At 62.7% G+C, this 24923-nt stretch carries 20 protein-coding genes and 2 pseudogenes; 19 read left to right on the top strand and 3 right to left on the bottom strand.

What is annotated here, in order from left to right:
- Window position 1 precedes the first annotated feature (1 nt).
- The 15 genes from hscB (at window position 2) to ACF8R4_RS20560 (ending at window position 14430) form a co-directional block, all read left to right on the top strand.
- A complete protein-coding gene (hscB, locus tag ACF8R4_RS20490) occupies window positions 2-523 on the top strand; it encodes a co-chaperone HscB (RefSeq protein ID WP_060501842.1) in 522 nt (173 codons plus the stop codon).
- A gap of 42 nt (window positions 524-565) precedes the next feature.
- Window positions 566-2428, top strand: a complete 1863-nt coding sequence (gene hscA / locus ACF8R4_RS20495; RefSeq protein ID WP_104834021.1) for a Fe-S protein assembly chaperone HscA — start codon at window positions 566-568, stop codon at window positions 2426-2428.
- A gap of 3 nt (window positions 2429-2431) precedes the next feature.
- Window positions 2432-2773, top strand: a complete 342-nt coding sequence (gene fdx / locus ACF8R4_RS20500; RefSeq protein ID WP_012270595.1) for an ISC system 2Fe-2S type ferredoxin — start codon at window positions 2432-2434, stop codon at window positions 2771-2773.
- A gap of 10 nt (window positions 2774-2783) precedes the next feature.
- Window positions 2784-2984, top strand: coding sequence for a Fe-S cluster assembly protein IscX (iscX, locus tag ACF8R4_RS20505; protein WP_016713204.1), 201 nt, complete (start codon window positions 2784-2786; stop codon window positions 2982-2984).
- 88 nt (window positions 2985-3072) lie between these two features.
- On the top strand, window positions 3073-3498 hold the full coding sequence (gene ndk / locus ACF8R4_RS20510; RefSeq protein WP_060501837.1) for a nucleoside-diphosphate kinase: 426 nt from the start codon (window positions 3073-3075) through the stop codon (window positions 3496-3498).
- Window positions 3499-3526: 28 nt separating this feature from the next.
- Window positions 3527-4672, top strand: coding sequence for a 23S rRNA (adenine(2503)-C(2))-methyltransferase RlmN (rlmN, locus tag ACF8R4_RS20515; protein ID WP_012270596.1), 1146 nt, complete (start codon window positions 3527-3529; stop codon window positions 4670-4672).
- Between the two features lie 14 nt (window positions 4673-4686).
- Window positions 4687-5448, top strand: a complete 762-nt coding sequence (pilW, locus tag ACF8R4_RS20520; RefSeq protein ID WP_060501835.1) for a type IV pilus biogenesis/stability protein PilW — start codon at window positions 4687-4689, stop codon at window positions 5446-5448.
- Window positions 5445-6461: a RodZ domain-containing protein gene (locus ACF8R4_RS20525; RefSeq protein WP_156867113.1), complete on the top strand. Its 1017-nt coding sequence runs from the start codon at window positions 5445-5447 to the stop codon at window positions 6459-6461. Before pilW ends, ACF8R4_RS20525 begins: the two co-directional genes overlap by 4 nt.
- Before the next feature lie 3 nt (window positions 6462-6464).
- Window positions 6465-7574 carry a flavodoxin-dependent (E)-4-hydroxy-3-methylbut-2-enyl-diphosphate synthase gene (gene ispG / locus ACF8R4_RS20530; protein ID WP_156867112.1) on the top strand — a complete coding sequence of 370 codons (1110 nt, stop codon included), beginning with the start codon at window positions 6465-6467 and terminating at the stop codon, window positions 7572-7574.
- Between the two features lie 25 nt (window positions 7575-7599).
- On the top strand, window positions 7600-8889 hold the full coding sequence (gene hisS, locus ACF8R4_RS20535; RefSeq protein ID WP_016713198.1) for a histidine--tRNA ligase: 1290 nt from the start codon (window positions 7600-7602) through the stop codon (window positions 8887-8889).
- Between the two features lie 38 nt (window positions 8890-8927).
- Entirely contained in the window at window positions 8928-9569 is a 642-nt protein-coding gene (locus ACF8R4_RS20540; protein ID WP_060501832.1) for a tetratricopeptide repeat protein, read from the top strand.
- Window positions 9570-10712: an outer membrane protein assembly factor BamB gene (bamB, locus tag ACF8R4_RS20545; protein WP_060501830.1), complete on the top strand. Its 1143-nt coding sequence runs from the start codon at window positions 9570-9572 to the stop codon at window positions 10710-10712.
- 116 nt (window positions 10713-10828) lie between these two features.
- Window positions 10829-12292 (top strand): ribosome biogenesis GTPase Der, encoded by a 1464-nt coding sequence (der, locus tag ACF8R4_RS20550; RefSeq protein WP_104834022.1) that lies wholly within the window; start codon window positions 10829-10831, stop codon window positions 12290-12292.
- Window positions 12293-12502: 210 nt separating this feature from the next.
- The gene (locus tag ACF8R4_RS20555; RefSeq protein WP_156867111.1) at window positions 12503-13651 is read left to right on the top strand and encodes a pyridoxal phosphate-dependent aminotransferase; all 1149 of its coding nucleotides are present in this window, start codon (window positions 12503-12505) and stop codon (window positions 13649-13651) included.
- The gene (locus ACF8R4_RS20560; protein ID WP_060501824.1) at window positions 13639-14430 is read left to right on the top strand and encodes an amidohydrolase; all 792 of its coding nucleotides are present in this window, start codon (window positions 13639-13641) and stop codon (window positions 14428-14430) included. Before ACF8R4_RS20555 ends, ACF8R4_RS20560 begins: the two co-directional genes overlap by 13 nt.
- A 129-nt stretch (window positions 14431-14559) precedes the next feature.
- Here ACF8R4_RS20560 and ACF8R4_RS20565 read toward each other — a convergent pair whose 3' ends face one another.
- Together ACF8R4_RS20565 and ACF8R4_RS20570 are read right to left on the bottom strand one after the other, a co-directional pair.
- Window positions 14560-17115 carry a sulfite reductase flavoprotein subunit alpha gene (locus ACF8R4_RS20565; RefSeq protein WP_060501822.1) on the bottom strand — a complete coding sequence of 852 codons (2556 nt, stop codon included), beginning with the start codon at window positions 17113-17115 and terminating at the stop codon, window positions 14560-14562.
- A 102-nt stretch (window positions 17116-17217) separates the two neighbouring features.
- Window positions 17218-19509: a TonB-dependent receptor gene (locus ACF8R4_RS20570; RefSeq protein ID WP_392493347.1), complete on the bottom strand. Its 2292-nt coding sequence runs from the start codon at window positions 19507-19509 to the stop codon at window positions 17218-17220.
- 222 nt (window positions 19510-19731) lie between these two features.
- Here ACF8R4_RS20570 and ACF8R4_RS20575 point away from each other — a divergent pair, with 222 nt between their 5' ends.
- On the top strand, window positions 19732-20412 hold the full coding sequence (locus ACF8R4_RS20575) for a Fe2+-dependent dioxygenase (protein WP_060501818.1): 681 nt from the start codon (window positions 19732-19734) through the stop codon (window positions 20410-20412).
- A gap of 3 nt (window positions 20413-20415) precedes the next feature.
- Entirely contained in the window at window positions 20416-21165 is a 750-nt protein-coding gene (locus ACF8R4_RS20580; RefSeq protein WP_060501816.1) for a tetratricopeptide repeat protein, read from the top strand.
- Between the two features lie 74 nt (window positions 21166-21239).
- On the opposite strand, the gene ACF8R4_RS20585 is transcribed toward ACF8R4_RS20580, so the two are convergent.
- Window positions 21240-22403 (bottom strand): type III PLP-dependent enzyme, encoded by a 1164-nt coding sequence (locus tag ACF8R4_RS20585; protein WP_016713187.1) that lies wholly within the window; start codon window positions 22401-22403, stop codon window positions 21240-21242.
- 494 nt (window positions 22404-22897) lie between these two features.
- On the opposite strand from ACF8R4_RS20585, the pseudogene ACF8R4_RS20590 reads away from it, so the two are divergent.
- Together ACF8R4_RS20590 and ACF8R4_RS20595 are read left to right on the top strand one after the other, a co-directional pair.
- Window positions 22898-22996: pseudogene (locus ACF8R4_RS20590) on the top strand (RNA polymerase subunit sigma-24); the annotation flags it as partial.
- A pseudogene (locus ACF8R4_RS20595) lies at window positions 22996-24901 on the top strand (TonB-dependent receptor family protein); the annotation flags it as partial. The pseudogenes ACF8R4_RS20590 and ACF8R4_RS20595, both read left to right, overlap by 1 nt.
- Between the last annotated feature and the right edge of the window lie 22 nt (window positions 24902-24923).

Here is a 24923-nt window from a genome sequence, read left to right on the forward strand (position 1 = left end):
TGTGGGTACTCCTTGTCATTACGCATTGTTTGACCTCCAGCCAAGCTTCCGCCTGGACCTCGACAAGCTGGCCACTCGCTACCGCGAGTTGGCCCGGGAAGTCCATCCCGACCGCTTTGCCGACGCCTCCGAGCGTGAGCAGCGTGTAGCGCTGGAAAAGTCCGCAGCCCTCAACGACGCTTACCAGACACTGCGCAGTGCGCCACGTCGCGCCCGCTACCTGCTGGCCATCAGCGGCCATGAAGTGCCCCAGGAAGTCACGGTCCACGACCCGGATTTCCTGTTGCAGCAGATGCAGTGGCGTGAAGAGCTCGAAGAGTTGCAGGACGAAGCCGACCTTGACGGCGTGGGTGTATTCAAGCGGCGCCTGAAGGCTGCCCAGGACACCCTGAACGAGGACTTTGCCGCCTGCTGGGATGCCCCAGGCGAGCGCGAAAAGGCCGAGCGCCTGATGCGCCGCATGCAGTTCCTCGACAAGCTCGCCCAAGAAGTGCGCCAACTGGAAGAGCGCCTCGACGATTAACCCGGTGTCGCCCGTGATGGCACCTAAGGTATTCAGATAAGCATGGCCCTACTGCAGATTGCCGAACCCGGTCAAAGCCCTCAGCCGCACCAGCGCCGCCTGGCGGTGGGGATCGACCTGGGTACCACCAACTCTCTGGTCGCCGCGTTGCGCAGCGGCCGTAGCGAGCCCCTGCCTGATGCGCAGGGTAACGTCATTCTGCCGTCCGCGGTGCGCTACCTCGAAGGGCGCAACGAAGTGGGGCAGGCCGCACGTGATGCCGCTTCCAGCGACCCGCTGAACACCGTGCTGTCGGTCAAGCGCCTGATGGGGCGCGGCCTGGCCGACGTCAAGCAACTGGGCGAGCAGCTGCCATACCGCTTTGTGGGTGGCGAGTCGCACATGCCGTTCATCGACACGGTGCAGGGGCCGAAAAGCCCGGTGGAAGTGTCCGCCGATATCCTCAAAGTGCTGCGCGAACGCGCCGAAGCGACCCTGGGTGGTGAGCTGGTAGGCGCGGTGATCACCGTGCCGGCCTATTTCGACGACGCACAGCGCCAGGCCACCAAGGACGCTGCGCGCCTGGCAGGCCTGAACGTGCTGCGCCTGCTCAACGAGCCGACCGCGGCAGCCGTGGCCTATGGTCTGGACCAGAACGCCGAAGGCGTGGTGGCCATCTATGACCTAGGCGGCGGTACCTTCGATATTTCCATCCTGCGCCTGACCGCTGGCGTGTTCGAAGTGCTGGCCACCGGTGGCGATACCGCCCTGGGTGGTGACGATTTCGACCACGCCATTGCCGGCTGGATCATTGAGCAGGCTGGCCTGTCGTCCGACCTGGACCCGGCCACCCAGCGTGCGTTGCTGCAAACAGCATGCGCCGCCAAGGAAGCCCTGACCGACGCCGATGTGGTCAGCGTCAGCCATGGCGCCTGGCAGGGCGAACTGAGCCGCGCCGCCTTCGAAGCCATGATCGAGCCGCTGGTTGCCCGCAGCCTCAAGGCCTGCCGCCGCGCCGTTCGCGACAGTGGCGTGGAGCTGGAAGAAGTCAGTGCGGTAGTCATGGTGGGTGGCTCGACCCGCGTTCCGCGCGTGCGCGAAGCCGTGGGCGCGCTGTTCGGCCGTACCCCGCTGACCTCGATCGACCCTGACCAGGTGGTGGCCATCGGTGCCGCCATTCAGGCCGACACCCTGGCCGGCAACCGCCGCGAAGGTGGCGAACTGCTGCTGCTCGATGTCATCCCGCTGTCGCTGGGTCTTGAGACCATGGGCGGGCTGATGGAGAAAGTGATCCCGCGCAACACCACCATTCCGGTGGCGCGTGCCCAGGAGTTCACCACTTATAAAGATGGCCAGACGGCCATGATGATCCACGTCCTGCAGGGCGAGCGCGAGCTGATCAGCGACTGCCGTTCGCTGGCCCGTTTCGAGCTGCGCGGCATTCCGGCCATGGTTGCCGGTGCGGCGAAAATCCGCGTCACCTTCCAGGTGGATGCCGACGGCCTGCTCAGCGTTGCCGCCCGCGAACTGGGCTCGGGCGTGGAAGCCAGCATCCAGGTCAAACCGTCCTACGGCCTGACCGACGGCGAAATCGCCCGCATGCTGAAGGATTCCTTCGAACACGCAGGTTCCGACAAGCACGCCCGCCAGCTGCGCGAGCACCAGGTGGACGGCGAGCGCCTGCTTGAAGCGGTACAGGGCGCCCTGGACGCCGACGGTGAGCGCCTGCTCAGCAGTGACGAGCGCGAAGCCATCGAATTCCAGATGCAAGAACTACGTGATTTGCTGGCCGGCACCGATGGCGCAGCCATCGAGCAACAGACCAAGCGTCTGTCGCAGGTGACCGACGCATTTGCCGCCCGTCGCCTTGATTCGACGGTCAAAGCCGCACTGGCCGGGCGCAACCTGAATGAGATCGAGGAGTAACCGATGCCGCTGGTGACATTCCTGCCGCATGAGAAGTTCTGCCCCGAGGGGCTGACCGTGGAGGTGCCGACCGGGACCAACATCCTGGAACTGGCCCACGACCATCACATCGAGATGGAAAGTGCCTGCGGCGGCGTCAAGGCCTGTACCACTTGCCACTGCATCGTGCGCAAGGGTTTTGACTCGCTGGAAGAAGCCGACGAGCTGGAAGAAGACATGCTGGACAAGGCCTGGGGCCTGGAAGCGCAGTCGCGGCTTGGTTGCCAGGTGGTCGTCGCTGACGAAGACCTGACCATCGAGATCCCCAAGTACTCGCTCAACCACGCCGCTGAAGCGCCGCACTGAGGTTTGCACCATGAGCCTGAAATGGATTGATGTACTTGAGATCGCCATTCAGCTTGCAGAAAGCAAGCCTGAGGTCGATCCTCGTTATGTGAATTTCGTAGACCTGCACCGCTGGGTGCTGGCATTGCCAGAGTTCAGCGACGATCCGTCACGCGGCGGTGAGAAAGTGCTCGAGGCCATCCAGGCTGCCTGGATCGACGAAGCCGACTAAGCGTCACTTGCAGGTTAGGCAATCCCCCGGAACCCGCGTATAATTCGCGGGTTTAATTTTTCGTGTCACTCATATTCTGGAGTTTTCCATGGCTGTCCAACGTACTTTCTCGATCATCAAGCCTGACGCCGTTGCCAAAAACGTCATCGGCAAGATCACCACTCGCTTCGAAGAAGCCGGCCTGAAAATCGTTGCCTCGAAAATCAAGCAACTGTCCAAAGCCGAAGCCGAAGGCTTCTACGCTGAGCACCGCGAGCGCGGCTTCTTCGGTGACCTGGTTGCCTTCATGACTTCCGGCCCGGTTGTTGTTCAGGTTCTGGAAGGCGAAAACGCCATCGCTCTGAACCGTGAGCTGATGGGCGCTACCAACCCTAAAGAAGCTGCTCCAGGCACCATCCGTGCTGACTTCGCCGAGTCGATCGACGCCAACGCCGTTCACGGTTCGGACTCCGAAGCTGCTGCTGCTCGCGAAATCGCTTACTTCTTCGCTGCTACCGAGGTAACCACTCGCTAAGCGAAAGCTTACGGGTGAGGGTGAATCCATGACGACATCTACTGGCAAAATCAACCTGTTGGGTCTGACCCAGCCGGAAATGGAACAATTCTTCGACTCGATCGGGGAAAAACGCTTCCGTGCCGGCCAGGTGATGAAATGGATTCACCATTTTGGCGTGTCCGACTTTGCGGCCATGACCAACGTAGGCAAGGTCTTGCGCGAAAAGCTCGAGGCCGTTGCCGAGATTCGGCCTCCGGAAGTGGTCAGTGAAGACATTTCCGCCGACGGTACCCGCAAGTGGGTGATCCGCGTTGCCTCCGGCAGCTGCGTCGAGACCGTCTACATTCCTACCGACGACCGCGGCACCTTGTGCGTATCGTCGCAAGCCGGCTGTGCCCTGGACTGCAGTTTCTGCTCCACCGGCAAGCAAGGCTTCAACAGCAACCTCACTGCCGCCGAAGTGATCGGCCAGGTGTGGCTTGCCAACAAATCCTTCGGGACCGTCCCTGCCAAAGTCGACCGCGCGATTACCAACGTGGTGATGATGGGCATGGGCGAGCCCTTGCTGAACTTCGACAACGTCATCGCCGCCATGAAAATCATGATGGATGACCTGGGCTATGGCATTTCCAAGCGTCGCGTCACCCTGTCCACCTCGGGCGTGGTGCCGATGATCGACGAACTGGCCAAGCACATCGACGTGTCGCTGGCCCTGTCGCTGCACGCACCGAACGACGAACTGCGCAACAAGCTGGTACCGATCAACAAGAAGTACCCGCTGAAAGTGCTGCTGGAATCGTGCATGGGCTACATGTCCACCCTGGGTGGCAAGCGCGTGCTTACTGTCGAGTACACCCTGCTCAAGGACGTCAACGACCAGCCTGAGCATGCCGCACAGATGATCGAGTTGCTGCGCGACGTGCCGTGCAAGATCAACCTGATCCCGTTCAACCCGTTCCCGCATTCGGGCTACGAGCGGCCAAGCAACAACGCCATTCGTCGCTTCCAGGACCTGCTGCACCACGGTGGCTTCAACGTGACCACGCGCACCACCCGTGGTGACGATATCGATGCTGCCTGCGGTCAGCTGGTCGGCCAGGTCAACGACCGCACCCGCCGTAGCGAGCGCTACATTGCCGTGCGCCAGCTTTCCGCGGACGTCGAGCTGCAAGACAGCGCCGCCAGCCACTGACCGGGACCTTGCCCATGAGCCTGCGCGCCGCGCTGTCGATCCTTGCGCTCTCGCTGCTGGCCGGCTGTGTGTCGGGCGGTGCGAGCGACCCCCTGGCCAGCCGCCAGGGCAGGGCGGAGGCGGGGCGGGCTTATGTGCAACTGGGCCTGGGGTATTTGCAACAGGGTTTGACCGAGCAGGCCAAGGCGCCACTGGGCAAGGCCCTGGCCCTCGACAGCACTGATGCCGACGCGCACGCGGCCCTGGCGCTGGTGTTCCAGGCCGAAGGTGAGCCGGCGCTCGCTGAAGCCCACTTTCGCAAGGCCTTGCAAGCGCGCGCCGGCGACACGCGAATGCGCAACAATTACGGCAGTTTCCTTTATGCTCAGGGGCGATTTGCCGAGGCCGAGCAGATGTTTCGCCTGGCCAGCGCCGATACCCTGTATCCTGAGCGCTCACGCGTGTACGAGAACCTGGGCCTGACTGCCCTGAAGCTCGATCGCCGCGACCAGGCGCATGCTTATCTGCTGAAAGCGTTGCAACTCAACCGGCGGCAACCGAAAGCGTTGCTGGAAATGGCTGAGTTGTCCTACGAAAACAGGCATTATGTGCCGGCCCGGGACTACTACGATCGTTTCAGCCAGTTGAGCGACCACGATGCCCGTAGCCTGCTGCTGGGCAGCCGCCTTGCCCGGGTGTTCGACGAGCAGGGCACACTGGCCGAGATGGGCCAGCAATTACAACGACTTTATCCCGGTACGCCGGAATATCAGCAATACCTGTCGGAGCAACGATGAACGCCGCGCATCCCGAAGTAGCAGTAGCGCCTGGCCAGAACCCCGGTGAGCTTTTGCGCCTGGCCCGTGAGAAACGGGACTGGTCTCAAGCCGAGGTGGCCCGCAAGCTCAACCTCACTGTCAGTTCGTTGAACCATGTGGAAACTGGCGCCTTCGACAAGCTGCCCGGTCATACCTTCGCCCGTGGCTATATCCGCGCCTATGCCAAATTGATGGACCTGGACCAGGCCACCCTGGTAGAGGCCTTCGACCGCTACACCGGTACCCACGCCAAAGGCAGCGATGTGCACTCGCTGGGCCGTATCGAAGAGCCGGTACGCCTGTCGCATAACATCCTGCGCGGCGTCAGCCTGCTGTTGCTGGTGGCGGTGGTCGGCGGTGGCTTTGTCTGGTGGCAGGACCAGGGCAGCCTGCGTGGCAAGGACCTGGCCAAGATTGCTTTGGAGCACGTCGAAGTCGAGAGCGCCGACGGCACCACCCAGATTCACCCGCTTGACGAGCCTGAAGATCAGGCCGTGACCGCTGGGCAGCAGCCTGAAAGCGCGCCGCTGGCACTGGACCAGGGCACTGCCGAACAGCCTGCCGCTACTGCCGAACAGGCCCCGGCAACCCCGGCGCCAACGGCTGCCGCACCCGCCCAGCAGGTGCCTGCGCAACCTGCGGCCAGCGCAGCGCCTGCTCAGGTCGCACCGGTTACCCCTGCACCGGCCGCCGTTGCGCCTGTAGCGCCAGCCGCCGTGGCCGCTGCCGAGCCAGCCGCAGTGCCGGCAGGTAGCGCCAAGGTCGCCATCCAGTTCACCGCCGATTGCTGGACCCAGGTCTCGGATGGCAACGGCAAGGTGCTGTTCAGCGCCGTCAAGCGCAAGGGGGACAACCTCGAGCTGACCGGCAAGCCGCCGTTCGCGGTACGCCTGGGCTTTGCCCGTGGCGCCCAGGTCAGCTACAACGGCCAGGCCGTCGATGTTGCCCCGTTCACCAGTGGCGAGACTGCTCGCCTGAAGTTGGGACAGTAAGTCATGCACGGCGAATCTCCGATCAAACGTCGCGAATCCCGCAAAATCTGGGTCGGCAATGTGCCGGTGGGTGGTGATGCACCTATCGCGGTGCAGAGCATGACCAACACCGACACCAACGATGTCGCCGCGACCGTGGCGCAAATCCAGCGCCTGGTCGATGCCGGCGTGGACATCGTGCGGGTTTCGGTGCCGGACATGGACGCGGCCGAGGCGTTTGGCAAGATCAAGCAACTGGTCAGCGTGCCGCTGGTCGCTGACATCCACTTCGACTACAAGATCGCACTGCGCGTAGCCGAACTGGGCGTCGATTGCCTGCGTATCAACCCGGGCAACATTGGTCGTGAAGACCGTGTACGCGCCGTGGTCGATGCTGCCCGCGACCGTGGCATCCCGATCCGTATCGGCGTAAACGCCGGTTCGCTGGAAAAGGACCTGCAGAAGAAGTACGGCGAACCGACCCCGGCGGCGCTGGTGGAGTCGGCCCTGCGCCATGTCGAGCACCTCGACCGCCTGGACTTCCAGGACTTCAAAGTCAGCGTCAAGGCGTCTGATGTGTTCATGGCCGTCGAAGCCTACCGCCTGCTGGCCAAGCAAATCGTGCAGCCGCTGCACCTGGGCATCACCGAAGCCGGTGGCCTGCGTTCAGGGACGGTGAAATCCGCCGTCGGCCTCGGTATGCTGCTGGCCGAGGGCATTGGCGATACCATCCGTATCTCGCTGGCGGCCGACCCGGTCGAAGAAGTGAAAGTCGGCTACGACATCCTCAAGTCGCTGCACCTGCGCTCGCGTGGCATCAACTTCATCGCCTGCCCGAGCTGCTCGCGGCAGAACTTCGATGTGGTCAAGACCATGAACGAGCTGGAAGGGCGCCTGGAAGACCTGCTGGTGCCGCTGGACGTGGCGGTAATCGGTTGCGTGGTCAACGGCCCGGGCGAAGCCAAGGAAGCCCATGTAGGCTTGACCGGCGGCACGCCGAACCTGATCTACATCGATGGCAAGCCTGCGCAGAAGCTGACCAATGACAACCTGGTCGATGAGCTGGAAAAACTCATCCGCCAGAAAGCGGCCGAAAAGGTCGAGGCCGACGCGGCGCTGATCGCCCGTGGCTGACACACAGAATTCGTAAGGACTATTCGTGAGCAAATCGCTGCAAGCCATCCGTGGCATGAACGACATCCTGCCAGAACAGTCGCCACTGTGGCGCTACTTCGAAGGCACCGTGGCCGGTCTGCTGGATACCTACGGGTACAGCCAGATCCGCACGCCGATCGTCGAGTTCACCGAGCTGTTCAAGCGCTCGATCGGTGAAGTGACCGATATCGTCGAAAAAGAGATGTACACCTTCGAGGACCGCAACGGCGATTCGCTGACCCTGCGCCCTGAAGGCACCGCCGCGTGCGTGCGTGCCGTGCTGGAGCATGGCATCACCGGCAACGGCCAGGTGCAGAAACTGTGGTACATCGGCCAGATGTTCCGCCACGAGCGCCCGCAGAAAGGCCGCTACCGCCAGTTCCACCAGATTGGCGTGGAAGTGTTCAACCTGGACGGCCCGGACATCGATGCCGAGCTGATCATGCTGACCTGGCGCCTGTGGGGCCTGCTGGGCATCCAGGACGCGGTCAAGCTGGAGCTCAACAGCCTGGGTACCAGTGAGGCCCGTGCACGCTACCGTGACGCGCTGGTCGAGTTCCTCTCGGCGCGCCTGGAGCAGCTGGACGAAGACAGCCAGCGCCGCCTGAAGAGCAACCCGCTGCGCATTCTCGACAGCAAGGACCAGAACACCCAGGCGGTGCTGGTGGGGGCGCCGAAGCTGGAAGACTACCTGGACGAAGCGTCCCGCGTGCACTTCGAAGGCCTGAAGGCCCGCCTGGACGCAGCCGGCATTCCGTTCGTGATCAACACCAAGCTGGTGCGTGGCCTGGACTACTACAGCAAGACCGTGTTCGAGTGGGTCACCGACAAGTTGGGCGCCCAGGGCACCGTGTGTGCCGGCGGCCGCTACGACGGCCTGGTCGAGCAGATGGGCGGCAAGCCGACCACCGGCGTTGGTTTCGCCATGGGTATCGAGCGTCTGATCCTGCTGCTGGAAACCCTCGGCAAGGTGCCGGAGTCCATCAGCCGCCAGATCGACGTCTACCTGTGCGCCTTTGGCGAGCAGGCCGAGCTGGCTGGTTTGCGCCTGTCCGAAGGCCTGCGTGACCGCCTGCCAGGCCTGCGCCTGGCGGTAAACGCCGGTGGTGGCAGCTTCAAGAGCCAGTTCAAGAAAGCCGACAAGAGTGGCGCGCTGTTCGCCCTGATCCTGGGCGACGACGAGCTGGCCAAGCAAGAAATCGGCTTGAAGCCCCTGCGTGGCCAGGGCGAACAACAGAACATTGCCTGGGATGCTCTGGCAGAGCACCTGGAAACCGCGATCGCGCAGGCGTAACGCGGTTCAACAACGAATAGGCGAAAAGGAGTATTGGGGTGTCGAGTACCGATGATGATGATCTGGCAGGCGTCAAGGACTGGTGGAACCGCAACGGCAAGCCGCTGCTGACCGGCGCATTGCTGGCCGGCGTGGTGGTGTTGGGTTGGAATACCTGGCACAAGTACCAGAACAACCAGTCGCAAGGTGCCTCGCAGCTGTATCAGGCGTTGCTTGAGACCAGCCTGACGCCGACTGGCCAGCCAGACGCCTCCAAGGTCGCGGAACTGGCCGGCAAGCTCAAGAGCGAGTTCGGCGGTACTGCTTACGCCCAGTACGGCAGCCTGTTCGTGGCCAAGGTGGCAGTCGAGAGCGGCAAGCTCGACGACGCCGCTGCCGAGCTGAAAAGCGTGCTGGACAAGCCGGCCGACGTGACCTTGGGCGAGATTTCGCGCCAGCGCCTGGCTCGCGTGCTGGCCGCCCAGAACAAGGCCGAAGACGCCCTCAAGCTGCTCGACGGCGACGCCGACAAAGCCTTCCTGGCCAGCCGTGAAGAGTTGAAAGGTGACCTGCTGGTGCAACTGGGCCGTGCTGCCGACGCACACAGCGCTTACGAAAAAGCCAAGGCTGCGCTGTCCGATGACGCGGCAGTCGGTGGCCTGCAATTGAAGCTGGATGACCTGGCTAAAGGGGACGCGTAAGTGATCGGTTGGAAACATGCAGCAGTGCTGACCCTGGCCGTACTGGCCGCAGGTTGCAGCAGCAACAGCAAGAAGGAACTGCCTCCGGCCGAGCTGACCAAGTTCACCGAGGAAGTGGTGCTGAAGAAGCAGTGGAGCCGTTCGATCGGTGACGGCCAGGGTAAGACCTACAACACCTTGGTGCCGGCCATCGAGAACGACCGTATCTACGCCTCCGACGTCAACGGCGAAGTGTTCGCCCTGGACCGCATCACTGGCGATGTCGTGTGGAAGAAGGACCTGGAGCTGCAGGTTTCCGGCGCAGTTGGCGTGGGCTACGGCCTGGTCATGCTCGGCACCCTCAAGGGTGAAGTCATTGCCCTGGATTCCAGCACCGGTGAAGAGCGTTGGCGCTCCCGCGTGACCAGCGAAGTGCTAGCCCCACCCGCCAACAACGGTGACGTAGTGGTAGTTCAGACCCAGGACGACCGCCTGATCGGCCTGGATGCCGCCACCGGCGACCGCCGCTGGATCTACGAAAACTCCCCGGCCGTGCTGACCCTGCGTGGCACCGGCGCGCCGATTGCCACCAACCGCCTGGCCGTGGCCGGCCTGTCCACCGGCAAGGTGGTCGCGGTGGACATCAACAATGGCGTACCCGTGTGGGAAAGCCGTGTGGCCATCCCCAAGGGCCGCTCCGAGCTGGACCGTGTGGTTGATATCGACGGCGGCTTGCTGCTGTCTGGTGGTACCCTGTACGTCAGCACCTACCAAGGCCGTGTAGCGGGCCTGGACCTGGAAAGCGGTCGCGAGCTGTGGCAGCGCGATGCTTCCAGCTATGTGGGCGTTGCCCAGGGCTTCGGTAACGTCTACGTCAGCGAAGCATCGGGTACCGTGGAAGGCGTGGACGAGCGCTCTTCCAGTGCCCTGTGGAGCAACGACAGCATGGCTCGCCGCCAGTTGACCGCGCCTGAAGTGTTCAGCAGCTACGTGGCAGTGGGTGACTTCGAGGGTTACCTGCACCTGCTGAGCCAGGTGGACGGCCGCTTCGTAGGCCGTGAGCGTATCGACAGCGATGGCCTGCGCGCCCGCCCACTTGTGGTCGGCGACACCATCTACGTCTTTGGCAACAGCGGCAAGCTCGAGGCACTGACCATCCGCTGAAGCTATGCTTGAAGCCTTGGCGGGCTTCAAGCCGCGGCGTAGGACACGCCGCCCGTACTCCGGCCGCTGCCTTGCAGCGGCCTTTGCATTTTCAAGAATTCGAGAGTGGAGAGCCGATGGTTCCCGTAATTGCCCTGGTGGGCCGCCCGAACGTCGGCAAATCCACCATGTTCAACCGCCTGACCAAAACCCGCGATGCCATCGTCGGTGACTTGTCGGGCCTGACCCGTGACCGCCAGTATGGCGATGCCAGCTGGCAGGGTCGTTCCTTCATTCTGATCGACACCGGTGGTATTACCGGTGACGAAGTGGGCATGGACGAGAAAATGGCTGAGCAGTCGCTCATGGCCATTGAAGAAGCCGACTATGTGCTGTTCTTGGTCGATGCCCGCGCCGGCATGACCGCCGCTGACCAGATGATTGCCGAGCACCTGCGCAAGCGCAACAAATCGGCGATTCTGGTTGCCAACAAGATCGACAACATCGACGCCGACGTCGCCCGCGCCGAGTTCTCGCCGCTGGGCATGGGCAACGCCATTCCGGTGGCGGGCTCCCAGGGCCGCGGTATCAACGCGCTGATGGAGGCCGTGCTCGGCCACCTGCCGCGCGACCAGGTCGAAGAAGCCCTGGATGCCGAAGTCGCCGAAGGCGAAGAGGCCGTGCGCATCCCTGGCCCGAGCGAGAAAGATGGCATCAAGATCGCCATCATCGGCCGCCCGAACGTGGGTAAATCCACCCTGGTCAACCGCATGCTCGGTGAGGAGCGCGTGGTGGTCTACGACCAGCCGGGCACTACCCGCGACAGTATCTACATCCCGTTCGAGCGTGATGGTGACAAGTACACCTTCATCGACACAGCCGGGGTGCGCAAGCGCGGCAAGATCCACGAGGAAGTCGAGAAGTTCTCGGTGGTCAAGACGCTGCAGGCGATCAAGGACGCCAACGTGGTGATCTTCGTCATGGACGCCCGCGAAGGCGTGGTTGACCATGACCTCAATCTGCTGGGCTTCGCCCTCGAAGCTGGCCGCGCCATCGTCATCGCGCTGAACAAGTGGGATGGCATGGAGCCGGGTGAACGTGCCTACGTGAAGACCGAGCTGGAGCGTCGGCTGTTCTTCGTCGACTTCGCCGATATCCACTTCATCTCCGCCTTGCACGGCACCGGCGTGGGCAACCTGTACAAGTCGGTGCAGGCCGCGTTCACCTCGGCGGTGACCCGCTGGCCAACCAGCCGCCTGACGCAGATCCTCGAAGATGCTGTCAGCGAGCACCAGCCACCACTGGTCAACGGCCGCCGCATCAAGCTGCGCTATGCTCACCTCGGTGGTGCCAACCCGCCGCTGATCGTGATCCACGGCAACCAGACCGAGAGCATTCCGAAGTCGTACTCCCGTTACCTGGAGAACACCTATCGCCGGGTGCTGAAGCTGGTCGGTACGCCGATCCGCATCGAGTACAAGGGCGGCGAGAACCCGTACGAGGGCAAGAAGAACACCCTCACCGACCGCCAGGTCAACAAGAAGCGCCGCCTGATGTCGCACCACAAGAAGGCCGAGAAAAAGCGCCGCGACAAGCGCTGATTCCGCGTCTGCCTCTTCGCGGGTAAACCCGCTCCCACAGGTACTGCACAGTTTTCGAAATCTGTGGTGTCCCTGTGGGGCGGCTTTAGCCGCGAAGAGGCCCGTTGATCCAGCGCAATGCCCCTAATGTTTCAACCTTTTTCCTGACCGCTCGATCCGCTATGCTCGGACTCCAACCCGTGCCGGATACACCCCAGGAAAGAGGGCTCCATGATCCGCAGCAAACTGCCGAATGTCGGCACGACCATCTTCACCACCATGTCCCAGCTCGCCGTGCAGACCGGCGCGCTCAACCTGTCGCAAGGCTTCCCCGATTTCAACGGCCCGCAGGCCCTGCTCGATGCAGTAGGCCGGCATGTGGCTGCCGGGCATAACCAGTATTCGCCAATGACCGGCCTGCCGGCGCTGCGCCAACAGGTGGTGGCCAAAGTCGAGCGCCTGTACGGCGCCAGGGTGGATGCCGACCAGGAGGTGACCATCACCCCCGGTGCCACCGAGGCGATCTTCTGTGCCATTCAGGCCGTGGTGCATGCCGATGACGAGGTCATCGTCTTCGACCCTTGCTACGACAGCTACGAGCCGTCCGTGGAACTGGCCGGTGGCCGCTGCGTGCATGTGCAACTCAGCGACGGCGACTTCCGCATCGACTGGCAGAAGTTCAGCGATGCCTTGAGCCCGCGCACGCGCATGGTCATCCTCAACTCGCCGCACAACCCCAGCGGCGCGCTGATCACCCGCGAAGACCTTGACCAGCTGGCAAAGCTTATTGCCGACCGCGATATCTACCTGGTCAGCGATGAAGTCTACGAGCATCTGGTGTACGACGGCGTGCGCCACGCCAGCGTGCTGGCCCATGAGCAGTTGTACCAACGCGCCTTCGTGGTCAGCTCGTTCGGCAAGACCTACCACGTTACCGGCTGGAAGACCGGCTACGTGATCGCCCCTCCGGCGCTGAGTGCGGAGCTGCGCAAGGTGCACCAGTACGTCAACTTCTGTGGCGTGACGCCATTGCAGTGCGCACTGGCCGACTTCATGGCCGAACACCCCGAGCACATCGATGAACTGCCGGCCTTCTACCAGGCTAAGCGAGACCTGTTCTGCGGCTTGCTGGACGGTTCGCGGTTCAGCTTCACCCGCACGGCGGGTACCTATTTCCAGCTGGTGGACTACTCGCAGATCCGCCCGGACCTGAACGATGTCGACATGTCGCTGTGGCTTACCCGCGAGCACGGGGTGGCGACCATTCCGGTGTCGGTGTTCTACCAGCAACCCATTCCCGAGCAACGCCTGGTTCGCCTGTGCTTTGCCAAACGAGAGGAGACGCTGCGTCAGGCAGCGGAACGACTATGCGCGATCTGAGCACACTGCCGAACCTGAAAGTCGCCCTGGTGCAAACCACCCTGGCCTGGCACGACCGTGAGGCCAACTATGCGCACTTCGAGGTGCTGCTGGAGCAGGTGGGCGAGGTGGACCTGGTAATCCTGCCGGAAATGTTCACCACTGGTTTTTCAATGCAATCGGAAAGCCTGTGCGAGCCGGAGAATGGCCCGACCTACAAGTGGTTGAAGACTCAGGCGAAGAAGTGCAACGCGGTGATTACCGGTAGCGTGATCATCCAGGCCGCTGACGGCAGCCACCGCAACCGCCTGCTGTGGGCGCGGCCGGACGGCGAAATCCTGCATTACGACAAGCGCCACCTGTTCCGCATGGCCGGTGAGCACAAGCACTACACCCCGGGCGAGCGCCAGGTCCAGTTTGAGCTCAAGGGCTGGCGAATTCGCCCACTGATCTGCTACGACCTGCGCTTCCCGGTGTGGAGCCGCGATGCCCAGGACACCGACCTGCTGCTGTACACCGCCAACTGGCCGGCTGCGCGCCGCCAGCATTGGAACCGGCTGCTGCCGGCGCGGGGGATCGAGAACCTGTGCTATGTGGCGGCGGTTAACCGGGTGGGGACGGACGGCAAGGGCTTTGCGTATTCGGGGGACAGCCAGGTGCTGGACTTCCAGGGCGAGAGCCTGCTCAGTGCCGGGGAGGCGGACGGGGTGTTTACCGCAGTGTTGAGCGCGGCGGAGCTGTCGGCTTACCGGGCCAAGTTTCCGGCCAACCTGGATGCCGATACCTTCGAGCTGCACTGACAGCCTGAACCGGCCTCTTCGCGGGCAAGCCCGCTCCCACAGGTACCGCACAGTATTCGAAATCTGTGTGGACCCTGTGGGAGGGGGCTTGCCCGCGAAGAGGCCGGCACCGGCTAAATCAATATCTGATCAGTACACATCCCGCCGATACCGCCCATCCTCGATCAGCTGCTGTACAGCCGCTTCCCCAAGCATGCCGTTGAGCGCTGCATCCACCCCCGCAGCCATGCCTTGCAGGCTGCCGCAGACGTACACGCATGCGCCGTCAGCCACCCAGCGCTTGAACGCCTCGGCCTGCTGCAGCAACACATCCTGCACATACACCTTCTCGGCCTGATCTCGCGAGAACGCCAGGTCCAGCCGTGCCAGATCACCGCTTTCCAGCCAGCCTTGCAGCTCTTCGCCACACAGCAGGTCATGCGCCCGGTTACGCTCGCCGAACAGCAGCCAGTTACGCTGCTCGCCAGCATTCACCCGCGCCCGGATCAGGCTACGCAGACCGGCCAGACCGGTGCCGTTACCGATCAGAATCATCGGTGCAGCACTTTCCGGCAGGTGGAAGCCGCTGTTACGCCGTAGGCGCAGGCTCAAGGTGCCGTTCAGCGGCAGGTACTCGGTCAGCCAGCCCGAGCCCAGGCCCAGGTGGCCATCGGCATGGCGTTCCTGGCGCACGATCAGCTCCAGCACGCCATCGCTGGCGATCGAGGCGATGGAGTATTCGCGGCTGCCGATCGGCACCAGTGCATCGATCAACGCCTGCGGCTGCAAGCCGATCAAGTGATCACGGCGTGCCGGCAACTGGCGGCCAGCGAGGGCCAGGGCCAGGGTTTCGCTCAGGCCATTCACCTGTACCTTGGCACTGGCGTCTAGCGCCAGGCCATTGAGGAAAGCGTCGACACGGGGCTGGCCATTGAGTGGCAGGATCTCCACCAGGTCGCCGGCCTCCCAGCTGGCAGGCGCTTGCGGTTGCAAGCCAAGCAGGTACACCGGCTGCCCCTGGCTGCCAGGGTTCAACAGTTCGCGGCGCACCAGTGACCAGTTGCCAAAGCTCGGCGGCTGCCAGGCGGCCACCGGCTGGGCGCCGGTCAGCTGCGCCAGTTCTTGCTGCCACTGCTGCAGCGCTGCCTGGTCGGCATTGTCCACTTCCACCGGGCTGAACGCGCTGCTGGCGCCGCGCTCACCCAGCCATGCCTGCAAGCGGCGGGCGAAGCCGCAGAAGTGCGGATACTGGCGGTCGCCGAGGGCGAGTACAGCGTAGCTGAGGTTGTTCAGCGCCCAAGGTTGGCCAAGCACCTTGCGCTCGAAGGCGCGGGCGCTGTCGGGGGCTTCGCCGTCGCCGAAGGTGCTGATCACGAACAGCGCGCGGCGGGCTTGGCGAAGGTCGTTTTCACCCAGTTCGGCCAGGGCGCGCACCTGTACCGGCATGCCAGCTGCTTGCAGCTGCCCGGCGCTCTGCCAGGCCAGCTGCTCGGCAAAGCCGCTTTGGCTGGCAAAACCGATCAGCCAGCTTTCGCCGCTGCCATCGTTGCTGGCCACGTTGCCTCGTGCCTCGCGCACCTGGCGCTTCTTGCGGCGGCGGTCGAGGTACAGCAGCCAGCCGGTGACGAAGAACAGCGGCATGGTCAGGCTGGCGAGGGTGACGATGATGCGGCCCAGCAGGCCGAAGTATTCGCCAACGTGCAGGGCGTAGACGCTCTGCAGCAGCTGGGCCTTGAAGGACTTGTCGGTGTAACGGTCGTGGTTTTTCACCTGGCCGGTGGCCGGGTCCAGCACCAGGGTGTTGAAGGCGCGTGGGTGGGCGGAGTCTTCCAGCAGGTAGAACAGGTTGGCCGGCTGGCCGCCAACCGCTGGCAGGCGCAGGTTGTAGGCGGCAAGGCCTGGGCCGGCAGCGTTTTTGAGGTTGGCCCAGATTGCGTCGTAGTCGACCACCAGCGGCGGGGCGTTCTTGTCGACTTTCTGCGGCCCGTGGCGGCCACGGCCTTCGCCGCGTTTTTGTTGCTGGCCGGCCGCCGGCGCGTCGGCCAGCAGCTTGTTCAGGCCTTCGCGGTACCATTCATAGGACCAGAACAGCCCGGTCAGGGCGAACAGCAGATAGAACAGCAGGCACCAGGTACCGGCCACGGCGTGCAGGTCCCAGTTGAAGGCTCGGCCTTTCTTGGCCCAGTCGAAGGTCAGCCAGGTGCGCCAGTCCAGTGCCTTGCGCGGCCAGCGCAGGTACAGGCCGGAGAGGCAGAAGAACACCAGCATCAGGGTGCAGGCACCGGTAATCTGCCGGCCGGTGTCGCCCATGGCCAGGAAACGGTGCAGGTTGAGCATGAGGTTGAAGAAGCCTTGCCCGGCCACTTCGCCCTTCAGTTCGCCGGTATAAGGGTCGGCATAGCGCAGCTCGCCACGGCGTTCGCCCGGTGGCGGCATGAAGAAGACCCGCGCGGCGTTACCTTCACGCACGTCGACCCACAGCATCGACACCTTGTCGTGTTGTTGGGCCTCTACACGCTGCACCAGTTCGGCTGGCGGCAGCACGCCTTCGGCGCGCACCTCTACCTTAAGCACATCGGCATTGAATGCGCGCAGCAGTTCTTCCTGGAACGAATACAAGGCCCCGGTGATGCCCATCAAGGCCAGCACCAGGCCAGCGGTGATGCCAAAGAACCAGTGCAATTGGAACAGCGTCTTCTTCACCACGTCTCTCACCTTGTGTTGCTGCCGCTACCTGCGCGGCGCGCATTATGCCTTGATACGCAAAAGCCCCGCTCACTGGAATGAACGGGGCTTAGGGTTGCTGCTTTAGAAGTGAACGCTGGTGGTCAACAGTGCAGTCCGCCCGGCCGCCTGGTTGGCGAAGTGAGTGGAGAAGGCCTTGTCGTAGTACACCTCGTTGGTCAGGTTCTGCACGTTCAGCTGCAGGTCGACGTTCTTGGTCAGTTTGTAGGCCGCCATGGCGTCGTAGCGGACATAGCTGTCGACCATGGTGGTGTTGGCCACGCTGCCGTACACGTCATCCACGTAGAACGCACCACCACCGATGGTCAGCTTCGGTGTGATCGCGTAAGTGGTCCACAGGCTGGCGCTGTTGTTTGGCGTGTTGGGCAGTTGGTTGCCGTCGTTGGCCTTGCCCAGCGGGCCGCCGTCGATCTGGCGGGCCTGCATGTAGGTGTAGCCGGCGAACACCTGCCATTTGTCGGTCAGCTTGCCGCTGGCAGACAGTTCAATACCTTGCACGCGGGTTTCACCGACGTTCTCGTAGGTGTTGGTGTTGACCTGTACCCGGGCGTTTTCTTTCTCGGTGCGGAACAGCGCCGCCGCCAGAGACAGGCGCTCGTCAAGCAGGTTCCACTTGGTGCCGATCTCGTAGTTGGTGGTTTCTTCCGGCTCCATATCGCTGGCCAGCAGATTCCCGTTGCGGTCAGGTGTGCCACCCAGCGGGTTGCCTTCGGTACCTTCGCCGAGCATGGCGCCTGGTGGCGTAGCGGAGGTGGCGTAGGACACGTAGATGCTGCCGTTTTCGGCCGGCTTCCACACCAGACCCAGTTGGCCGGTCACGAACTCGCTGACGTCGTTGCCTTTGGCAGTGGTGGTGCCAGCGGCGTTGTAGGTTTTGTAGTCGGTGTCGAAGTGGTCGTATCGCAGGCCCATGTTGACCAGCCACTCGGGGGTCAGCTCCAGGGTATCGAACACGTAGATCGCACGGGTCTTGCTGTTGGTGGTGGTGCCAGCGTAGTTGCGCGAGATGGTGCCGTTCCACGGATCATCCGGGTTCGGGTTGCTCAGCGAGGTGCAGTTGTAGCCGCTGGTGGCGCCGATCATGCCCGGGGTGCAGTTGGTATTGGCGCTGCCACCTGGGACGGTGTCGGTGTCAACGGTGTAGCTGGAGCGCTCGCTTTCTTCACGGCTCAGTTCGATACCGGTGGAGAAGCTGTTCTTAAGGCCACCGACGTAGAACTCGCCAAACAGGTCGGTCTGGTTGGTGGTGGTAGCGGTGTTGCCCACACGGGTGTTGGCCCGGCGCCATACGCTGCCGTTATTGACGTTGCCCTTGCTGTCGTCAGGCTGGGTCAGGATGTAGTCCTGCATGCTGTTGCCGTGACGCAGGGTGTTCTTGATGGTCAGCGCGTCGGTCAGGTCGTGCTCGATGGCCAAGGTGGCGATGTCCACGCGGGTCTTGCGGAAGTCGCGACCGGTCAGGCCGTAGAAGTTATCGCTGTCGCCGCCGTCATCCGGTTTGCTCGGGTGCGCCGAGGTGCGCCCGCCGCTGCCATTGGTCGGGATGGTGTACGGAATGCCCGAATCCGGCAGGTCGTCGCTTTCCAGGTGGTAGTAGTCAAGGTTGACGCGGGTTGGCGTGCCCAGGCCGAATGCCAGCGACGGGGCGATACCCCAGCGGTCGTAGTTGACCTTGTCGCGGCCGGCGACGTTGCTTTCGTGGGTCATCAGGTTCAGGCGGCCGGCAACGGTATCGCTGAACTGGTAGTTGCCATCGAAGGTGTAGCGCTGGGTCTGGTCGCTGCCCCAGGTCCAGGCGCCGTCCAGCGAGTTACCCAGATGCGCACGCTTGCTCACCAGGTTGATGGTACCGCCGGCAGCGCCACGGCCACCGATGGCCGAGTTAGGGCCCTTGGCCACTTCCACCGACTCGATGGCGAAGATTTCGCGGGTTTGAGCGCCAGTGTCTCGCACGCCGTCCAGGTAGGTATCGCCCTGGGCGTCGAAGCCACGGATGAACGGACGGTCGCCTTGCGGGTTGCCGCCTTCGCCGGCACCGAAGGTAATGCCCGGCACAGTGCGCAGTGCGTCCTGCAGGGTCAGGGCATTGGTGTCCTTGATCACTTGCTGCGGGATCACGGTAACCGAGCGCGGGGTGTCTACCAGCGGCGTGGTGTACTTCTGCGAGGAGGCCTTTTCGACCTTGTAATCGGTGCTGGCTTGTTCAGCCTTGCCATTGACGCTGGTGGCGTCGAGGGTAATGGCGCTGTTCGCGGCAGGGTCGGCGGCGTAGACCGACGTGGCGCTAAGGGCGACACCGATGGCAGACACGATCAGGCGTGGCGAACTCACAGCAGATGGTACGGACTGGCGCATTGCTAAGGACCTTCCCCAAGGTGTTGAGGCGGCGGATCTTAATGTAAGCAATTGTGACTCACAATTGAGAGTCGTTACCATTCGTGAAGAATTTACAATCTTTACAATTTGCCTTTACGGTTTCATACAGCTGAAACGTCTTAAGCGGCGAATGGGACTTGTGCAGCGCAAAAGGGAATCAATATCATTGCTACCTTTACACTTCCTAACGGTGCTGCTGCCATGCTGCTTCACATCCCAGGCCTGTTCGACGCTGATGAGCTGGCCCGTATTCGCGAGGCGCTGGAGCAGGCCGACTGGGCTGATGGCAAGGCTACGGCGGGTTACCAGTCGGCCAAGGCCAAGCACAACCTGCAGTTGCCGGAAGGGCACCCGCTGGCCAAGGAGATTGGCAGCGCGCTGATCGACCGGCTGTGGAAAACCCCGCGCTTCATGTCGGCGGCCTTGCCACACAAGGTGTTCCCGCCGCTGATCAACTGCTACCGCGAAGGCGGCAATTTCGGCTTCCACATCGACAACGCCCTGCGCCAGCCCAAGGGCAGCGCCGAGCGGGTGCGTACCGACCTCTCTTCCACGCTGTTCCTCAGCGACCCGAACAGCTACGACGGTGGCGAGTTGGTGATTCAGGACACTTACGGCGTGCAGCAGGTAAAGTTGGCCGCCGGAGACCTGGTGCTGTACCCCGGCACTAGCCTGCACAAGGTCAACCCGGTAACCCGTGGCCAGCGTTACGCCGCTTTTTTCTGGACCCAGAGCCTGGTGCGTGAGGACAGCCAGCGGGCGCTGTTGTTCGAGATGGATAACGCTATCCAGCAATTGACTGCCGATGTGCCGGACCATCCGTCGCTGCTGCAACTGACCGGCACCTACCACAACCTGCTGCGCCGCTGGGCCGAGGTCTGAGCCGTGTCCTACCAGTTGCGACGTGAGGAAGTGGTGGATGTGGCCGGTTTGCAGGCCATGCTGGAGGAAAGCCCCGGCAAGGCCGCGCAAGCGATTCTGGCGGCGGCGGGGCAGGGCGCGGTCGAGGCGCAGTTGCTGTTGGGGCAAATCCTGCTGGATGGCCGCGGTATCGAAGAAGACGCCACCGTGGCCCGGCGTTGGTTCGGCATCGCCGCACAGGGTGGCAGTGCCATGGCGCACAACATGCTCGGGCGTTGCCTGGAGCATGGTTGGGGCGGTGAGCCAAGCCTGACGCAGGCGGCTATCCACTATGCTCGCGCGGCCGACGCCGGGCTGGATTGGGGCCTGTACAACCTGGGTAATCTGCTGGCTACCGGGCGCGGTGTACCGGCCAATCAGGGACAGGCCCTGATGTGCTACGAGAAGGCTGCGCAGATGGGGCATGCCAAGTCGATGAACTTGTATGGGCGTTACCTGGAGCAGGGCATTGCCACGGCACCCAGCCCGGCGCGGGCAGTGCGCTGGTATCGACGCTCGGCCGAGGCGGGCGATTTTCGCGGGATGTTCAGCCTGGCACTGGTGCTGGTCGAGCGTGGGCAAATGGCGGAGGCCGGGCAGTGGCTGGAGCGGGCGCGGGTTGAGGGGAACATCAATTTCCTGCGTGCTGCGTTGGTGACCTTGCAAGGCGCTGGACCGGTGTTGATGGCCTTTGCGGAGCGGTATGCCGAAGAGATTGAACGGCGCGAAGCTTGAGTTGACTGTGCCCGCGAAGAGGCCGGCACTGACAGCACACAAATGAAAACGGGGCCTTGCGGCCCCGTTCTGCATTACAGGTAGTAAGCCTTCAGCGGCGGGAAACCGTTGAATTCCACCGCGCTGTAGCTGGTGGTGTAGGCGCCGGTCGACAGCCAGTACAGGCGGTCACCGATGGCCAGGTTCAGCGGGAGGCCGTACTTGTAGTTTTCGTACATGATGTCGGCGCTGTCGCAGGTTGGGCCGGCGATGACCACTTCTTCGGCTTCGCCTTTCTTCTCGGTCCAGATCGGGAACTTGATGGCTTCGTCCATGGTTTCGATCAGGCCGGAGAACTTGCCCACGTCGGTGTAGATCCAGCGCTCGACGGCGGTACGCGACTTGCGCGCCACCAGCACCACTTCGCTGACCAGGATACCGGCGTTGGCAATCAGCGAACGGCCTGGCTCCAGGATGATTTCCGGCAGCTCGTCACCGAAGTCTTCCTTCAGGAAGCGGATGATTTCTTCAGCGTAGGTTTCCAGGCTGTTGGTACGGGTGATGTAGTTGGCCGGGAAGCCGCCACCCATGTTGATCAGCTTGAGCTCGATGCCGTCTTCTTCCTTCAGGCGCTCGAAGATCACCTTGACCTTGGCAATGGCAGCATCCCATACGCTGATGTCGCGCTGCTGCGAGCCCACGTGGAAGGAGATGCCGTAAGGCACCAGGCCCAGGTCGCGGGCAAGGATCAGCAGGTCCATGGCCATGTCGGTCTGGCAGCCGAATTTACGGGACAGTGGCCAGTCGGCAGTGGTGGAGCCTTCGGTCAGGATACGCACATACACTTTCGAACCCGGTGCGGCCTTGGCGATGTTGCGCAGGTCGGCTTCGGAGTCGGTGGCGTACAGGCGCACGCCCTTCTCGTAGAAGTAGCGGATGTCCTTGGACTTCTTGATGGTGTTGCCGTAGCTGATACGGTCGGCGCTGACGCCACGGCCCAGCACTTTGTCCAGCTCGTAGATCGAGGCGATGTCGAAGCTCGAACCTTTCTCTTTGAGCAGGTCGATGATTTCGACGGCCGGGTTGGCCTTGACCGCGTAGTACACCTTGGCGAATTCGAAACCGGCGCGCAGGTCGTCATAGGCCTGGCTGATCATCTGGGTATCGATGAGTACGAACGGGGTTTCCTGCTTGTCGGCGAATGCCTTCATTTTCTGGAAGGTGTCACGCGCGAAATAGTCTTCGACCTGGATCGACATGCTCAGGGACTCCATGGGCAAACTGAAAGAATAAGTGGCTGCAAACTGAACGTCCTCCGTATCCCCACTTTGGTTCGCCTACTCAGTACTTGAGCCGGATGGATCGTTTCCAGCATGGACGTTCGGCGCGCACTTTAGGGCGTGAAGAATGCAGAATCAACAGGTAATCCGGGCGTGATCGGCGTGGATCGACGACCAGCCATTTGAATAACCGACCCATGTGACCGGCTGATGTTCCCCACGATGTTTCAAGCGTTAAATATTGTGGAATAGACCGTATTGGCTCCTTCGCGGGCGCGCCCGCTCCCACAGGCATCGCGCGCTTTCTGGGGGAGCGGGCGTGCCCGGGAAATGGCTTCAGGTGTTCATATTTATGGCCACATTTTCCTGGCACCCACGTACAGGAAATTGCTCATAAATTTTTTGTTACCGAATGGCGGATTTGCCGGTTTTGATGAGAAACATTACTATTCGCACCCTTATCTGCCTCCCTGATGACCCCCGACCATGAGCTGATCGGCACCTGGACGCGCAAACTGCGCAGTCGTCAGCAGGCCGAGGACCTCACCCACGATGCCTTTGTCCGGGTACTGGCGATGCGCAGCAGAGTGTGGTGCAGAACCACCCCGGCGCGCGCACCGTGGTACGCCGCGAGGCGATGGTGGAGAAGGGCGCGATGAACGTGCGCGATGTGCTTCGCGGCATCCCGGGTGTGCAGGTGCAGGATTCCAACGGCACCGGCGGTAGCGACCTGTCGCTGAACGTGGCCGTGCGCGGCCTCACCTCGCGCCTGTCGCCGCGCGCCACCGTGTTGATCGACGGCATCCCGGCCGCGTTCGCGCCGTATGGCCAGCCGCAGCTGTCGATGGCGCCGATTTCCTCGGGCAACCTCGACAGCATCGACGTGGTACGTGGTGCAGGCTCGGTACGCTATGGCCCGCAGAGCGTGGGCGGGGTGATCAACTTCGTCACCCGGGCGATTCCGGAAAAACCTTCCGCAGAGTTGTCCACCACGCTGGAAACTTCCCAGCACGGCGGCTGGAAGCACACCGAGTCGGCCTTCGTCGGCGGCACGGCAGACAACGGCATGGGTGTGGCGCTGCTGTACACCGGGCTCAACGGCAACGGCTACCGTGAAAGCAACAACGGCAACGATATCGACGACGTTATCCTCAAGACCCACTGGGCGCCGACCGATGTCGACGAGTTCTGGCTCAACTTCCACTACTACGATGGCCGTGCTGACATGCCCGGTGGCCTGACCCAGGCCCAGTACGACAGCAACCCGTACCAGTCGCTGCGCGACCACGACTACTTCGCCGGTCGGCGCAAGGACGTGTCGTTCAAATGGCAACGCCAGCTCGACGATGCCACCCAGTTCGAAGTGCTGACTTATTACACCGACAGCTTCCATTGCAGTGCCATCGCTTCGCGTGACATGAAGACCCTGTCGTCGTACCCGCGCAACTACCACACCTTCGCCATCGAGCCGCGTGTGTCGCGCATCTTCTTTGCCGGCCCGACCACGCAGGAAGTCAGTGTGGGTTACCGCTACCTGAAGGAAGCGATGCGTGAGCAGTCGACGCGCCTGGCGCTGATCGACAACGTCCCCACCGTGACCCCGACCTCCGACGGCCATGTGTTCCAGGACCGCAGCGGTGGCACCGAGGCCAGTGCCTACTACATCGACGACAAGATCGACGTGGGCAACTGGACCATCACCCCGGGCATCCGCTTCGAGCACATCAACACTGACTGGCGCGACCGCCCGGTGCTGGATGCCAACAACCGCTCGGTGGCGGAGAAGAAACGCAGCATTACCAGCAACGAGCCGCTGCCGGCGCTGAGCGTGATGTACCACATCTCCGACGCGTGGAAAGTGTTCGCCAACTACGAAACTTCGTTCGGCAGTTTGCAGTACTTCCAGCTGGGGCAGGGCGGGACAGGCAACAGCACGGCCAATGGCCTGGAGCCGGAAAAGGCCAAGACCTACGAAATCGGCACGCGTTATGACGATGGCGGTTTTGCCGGTGAGCTGACGGCGTTCTACATCGACTTCGATGACGAACTGCAATACATCAGCAACGACGTGGGCTGGACCAACCTGGGTGCGACCAAGCACCAAGGGGTCGAGGCTTCTGTGCGCTATGACCTGGCCGGGCTGGACCCGCGCCTGGATGGCTTGTCGGTGAGCGGTGGCTACACCTTTACCCGTGCAACCTATGAAGGTGAGATCCCGGGCTTCAAGGGCCGTGACTTGCCGTTCTATTCACGTCAGGTGGTCACTGCCGGCGTGCGCTACGCGGTCAACCGCTGGACCTGGAACCTGGATGCCTACGCCCAATCCAAGCAGCGTGCGCCGGGCACCGGGATCAATGCCGACGGGGGTGAAGAACCTGTTCGACAAGCAGTACTTCACCCGTTCCAGCGACAACAATGCCGGCATTTATGTGGGGGAGCCGCGAACCTTTTATGTGCAGGCCAGTGTAGGGTTCTGATCTGAGATCGCCGGGGGCGCAA

The organism is Pseudomonas sp. FYR_2 (assembly GCF_043106425.1).
In the GTDB taxonomy this organism is placed as follows: Bacteria; Pseudomonadota; Gammaproteobacteria; order Pseudomonadales; family Pseudomonadaceae; genus Aquipseudomonas; species Aquipseudomonas monteilii.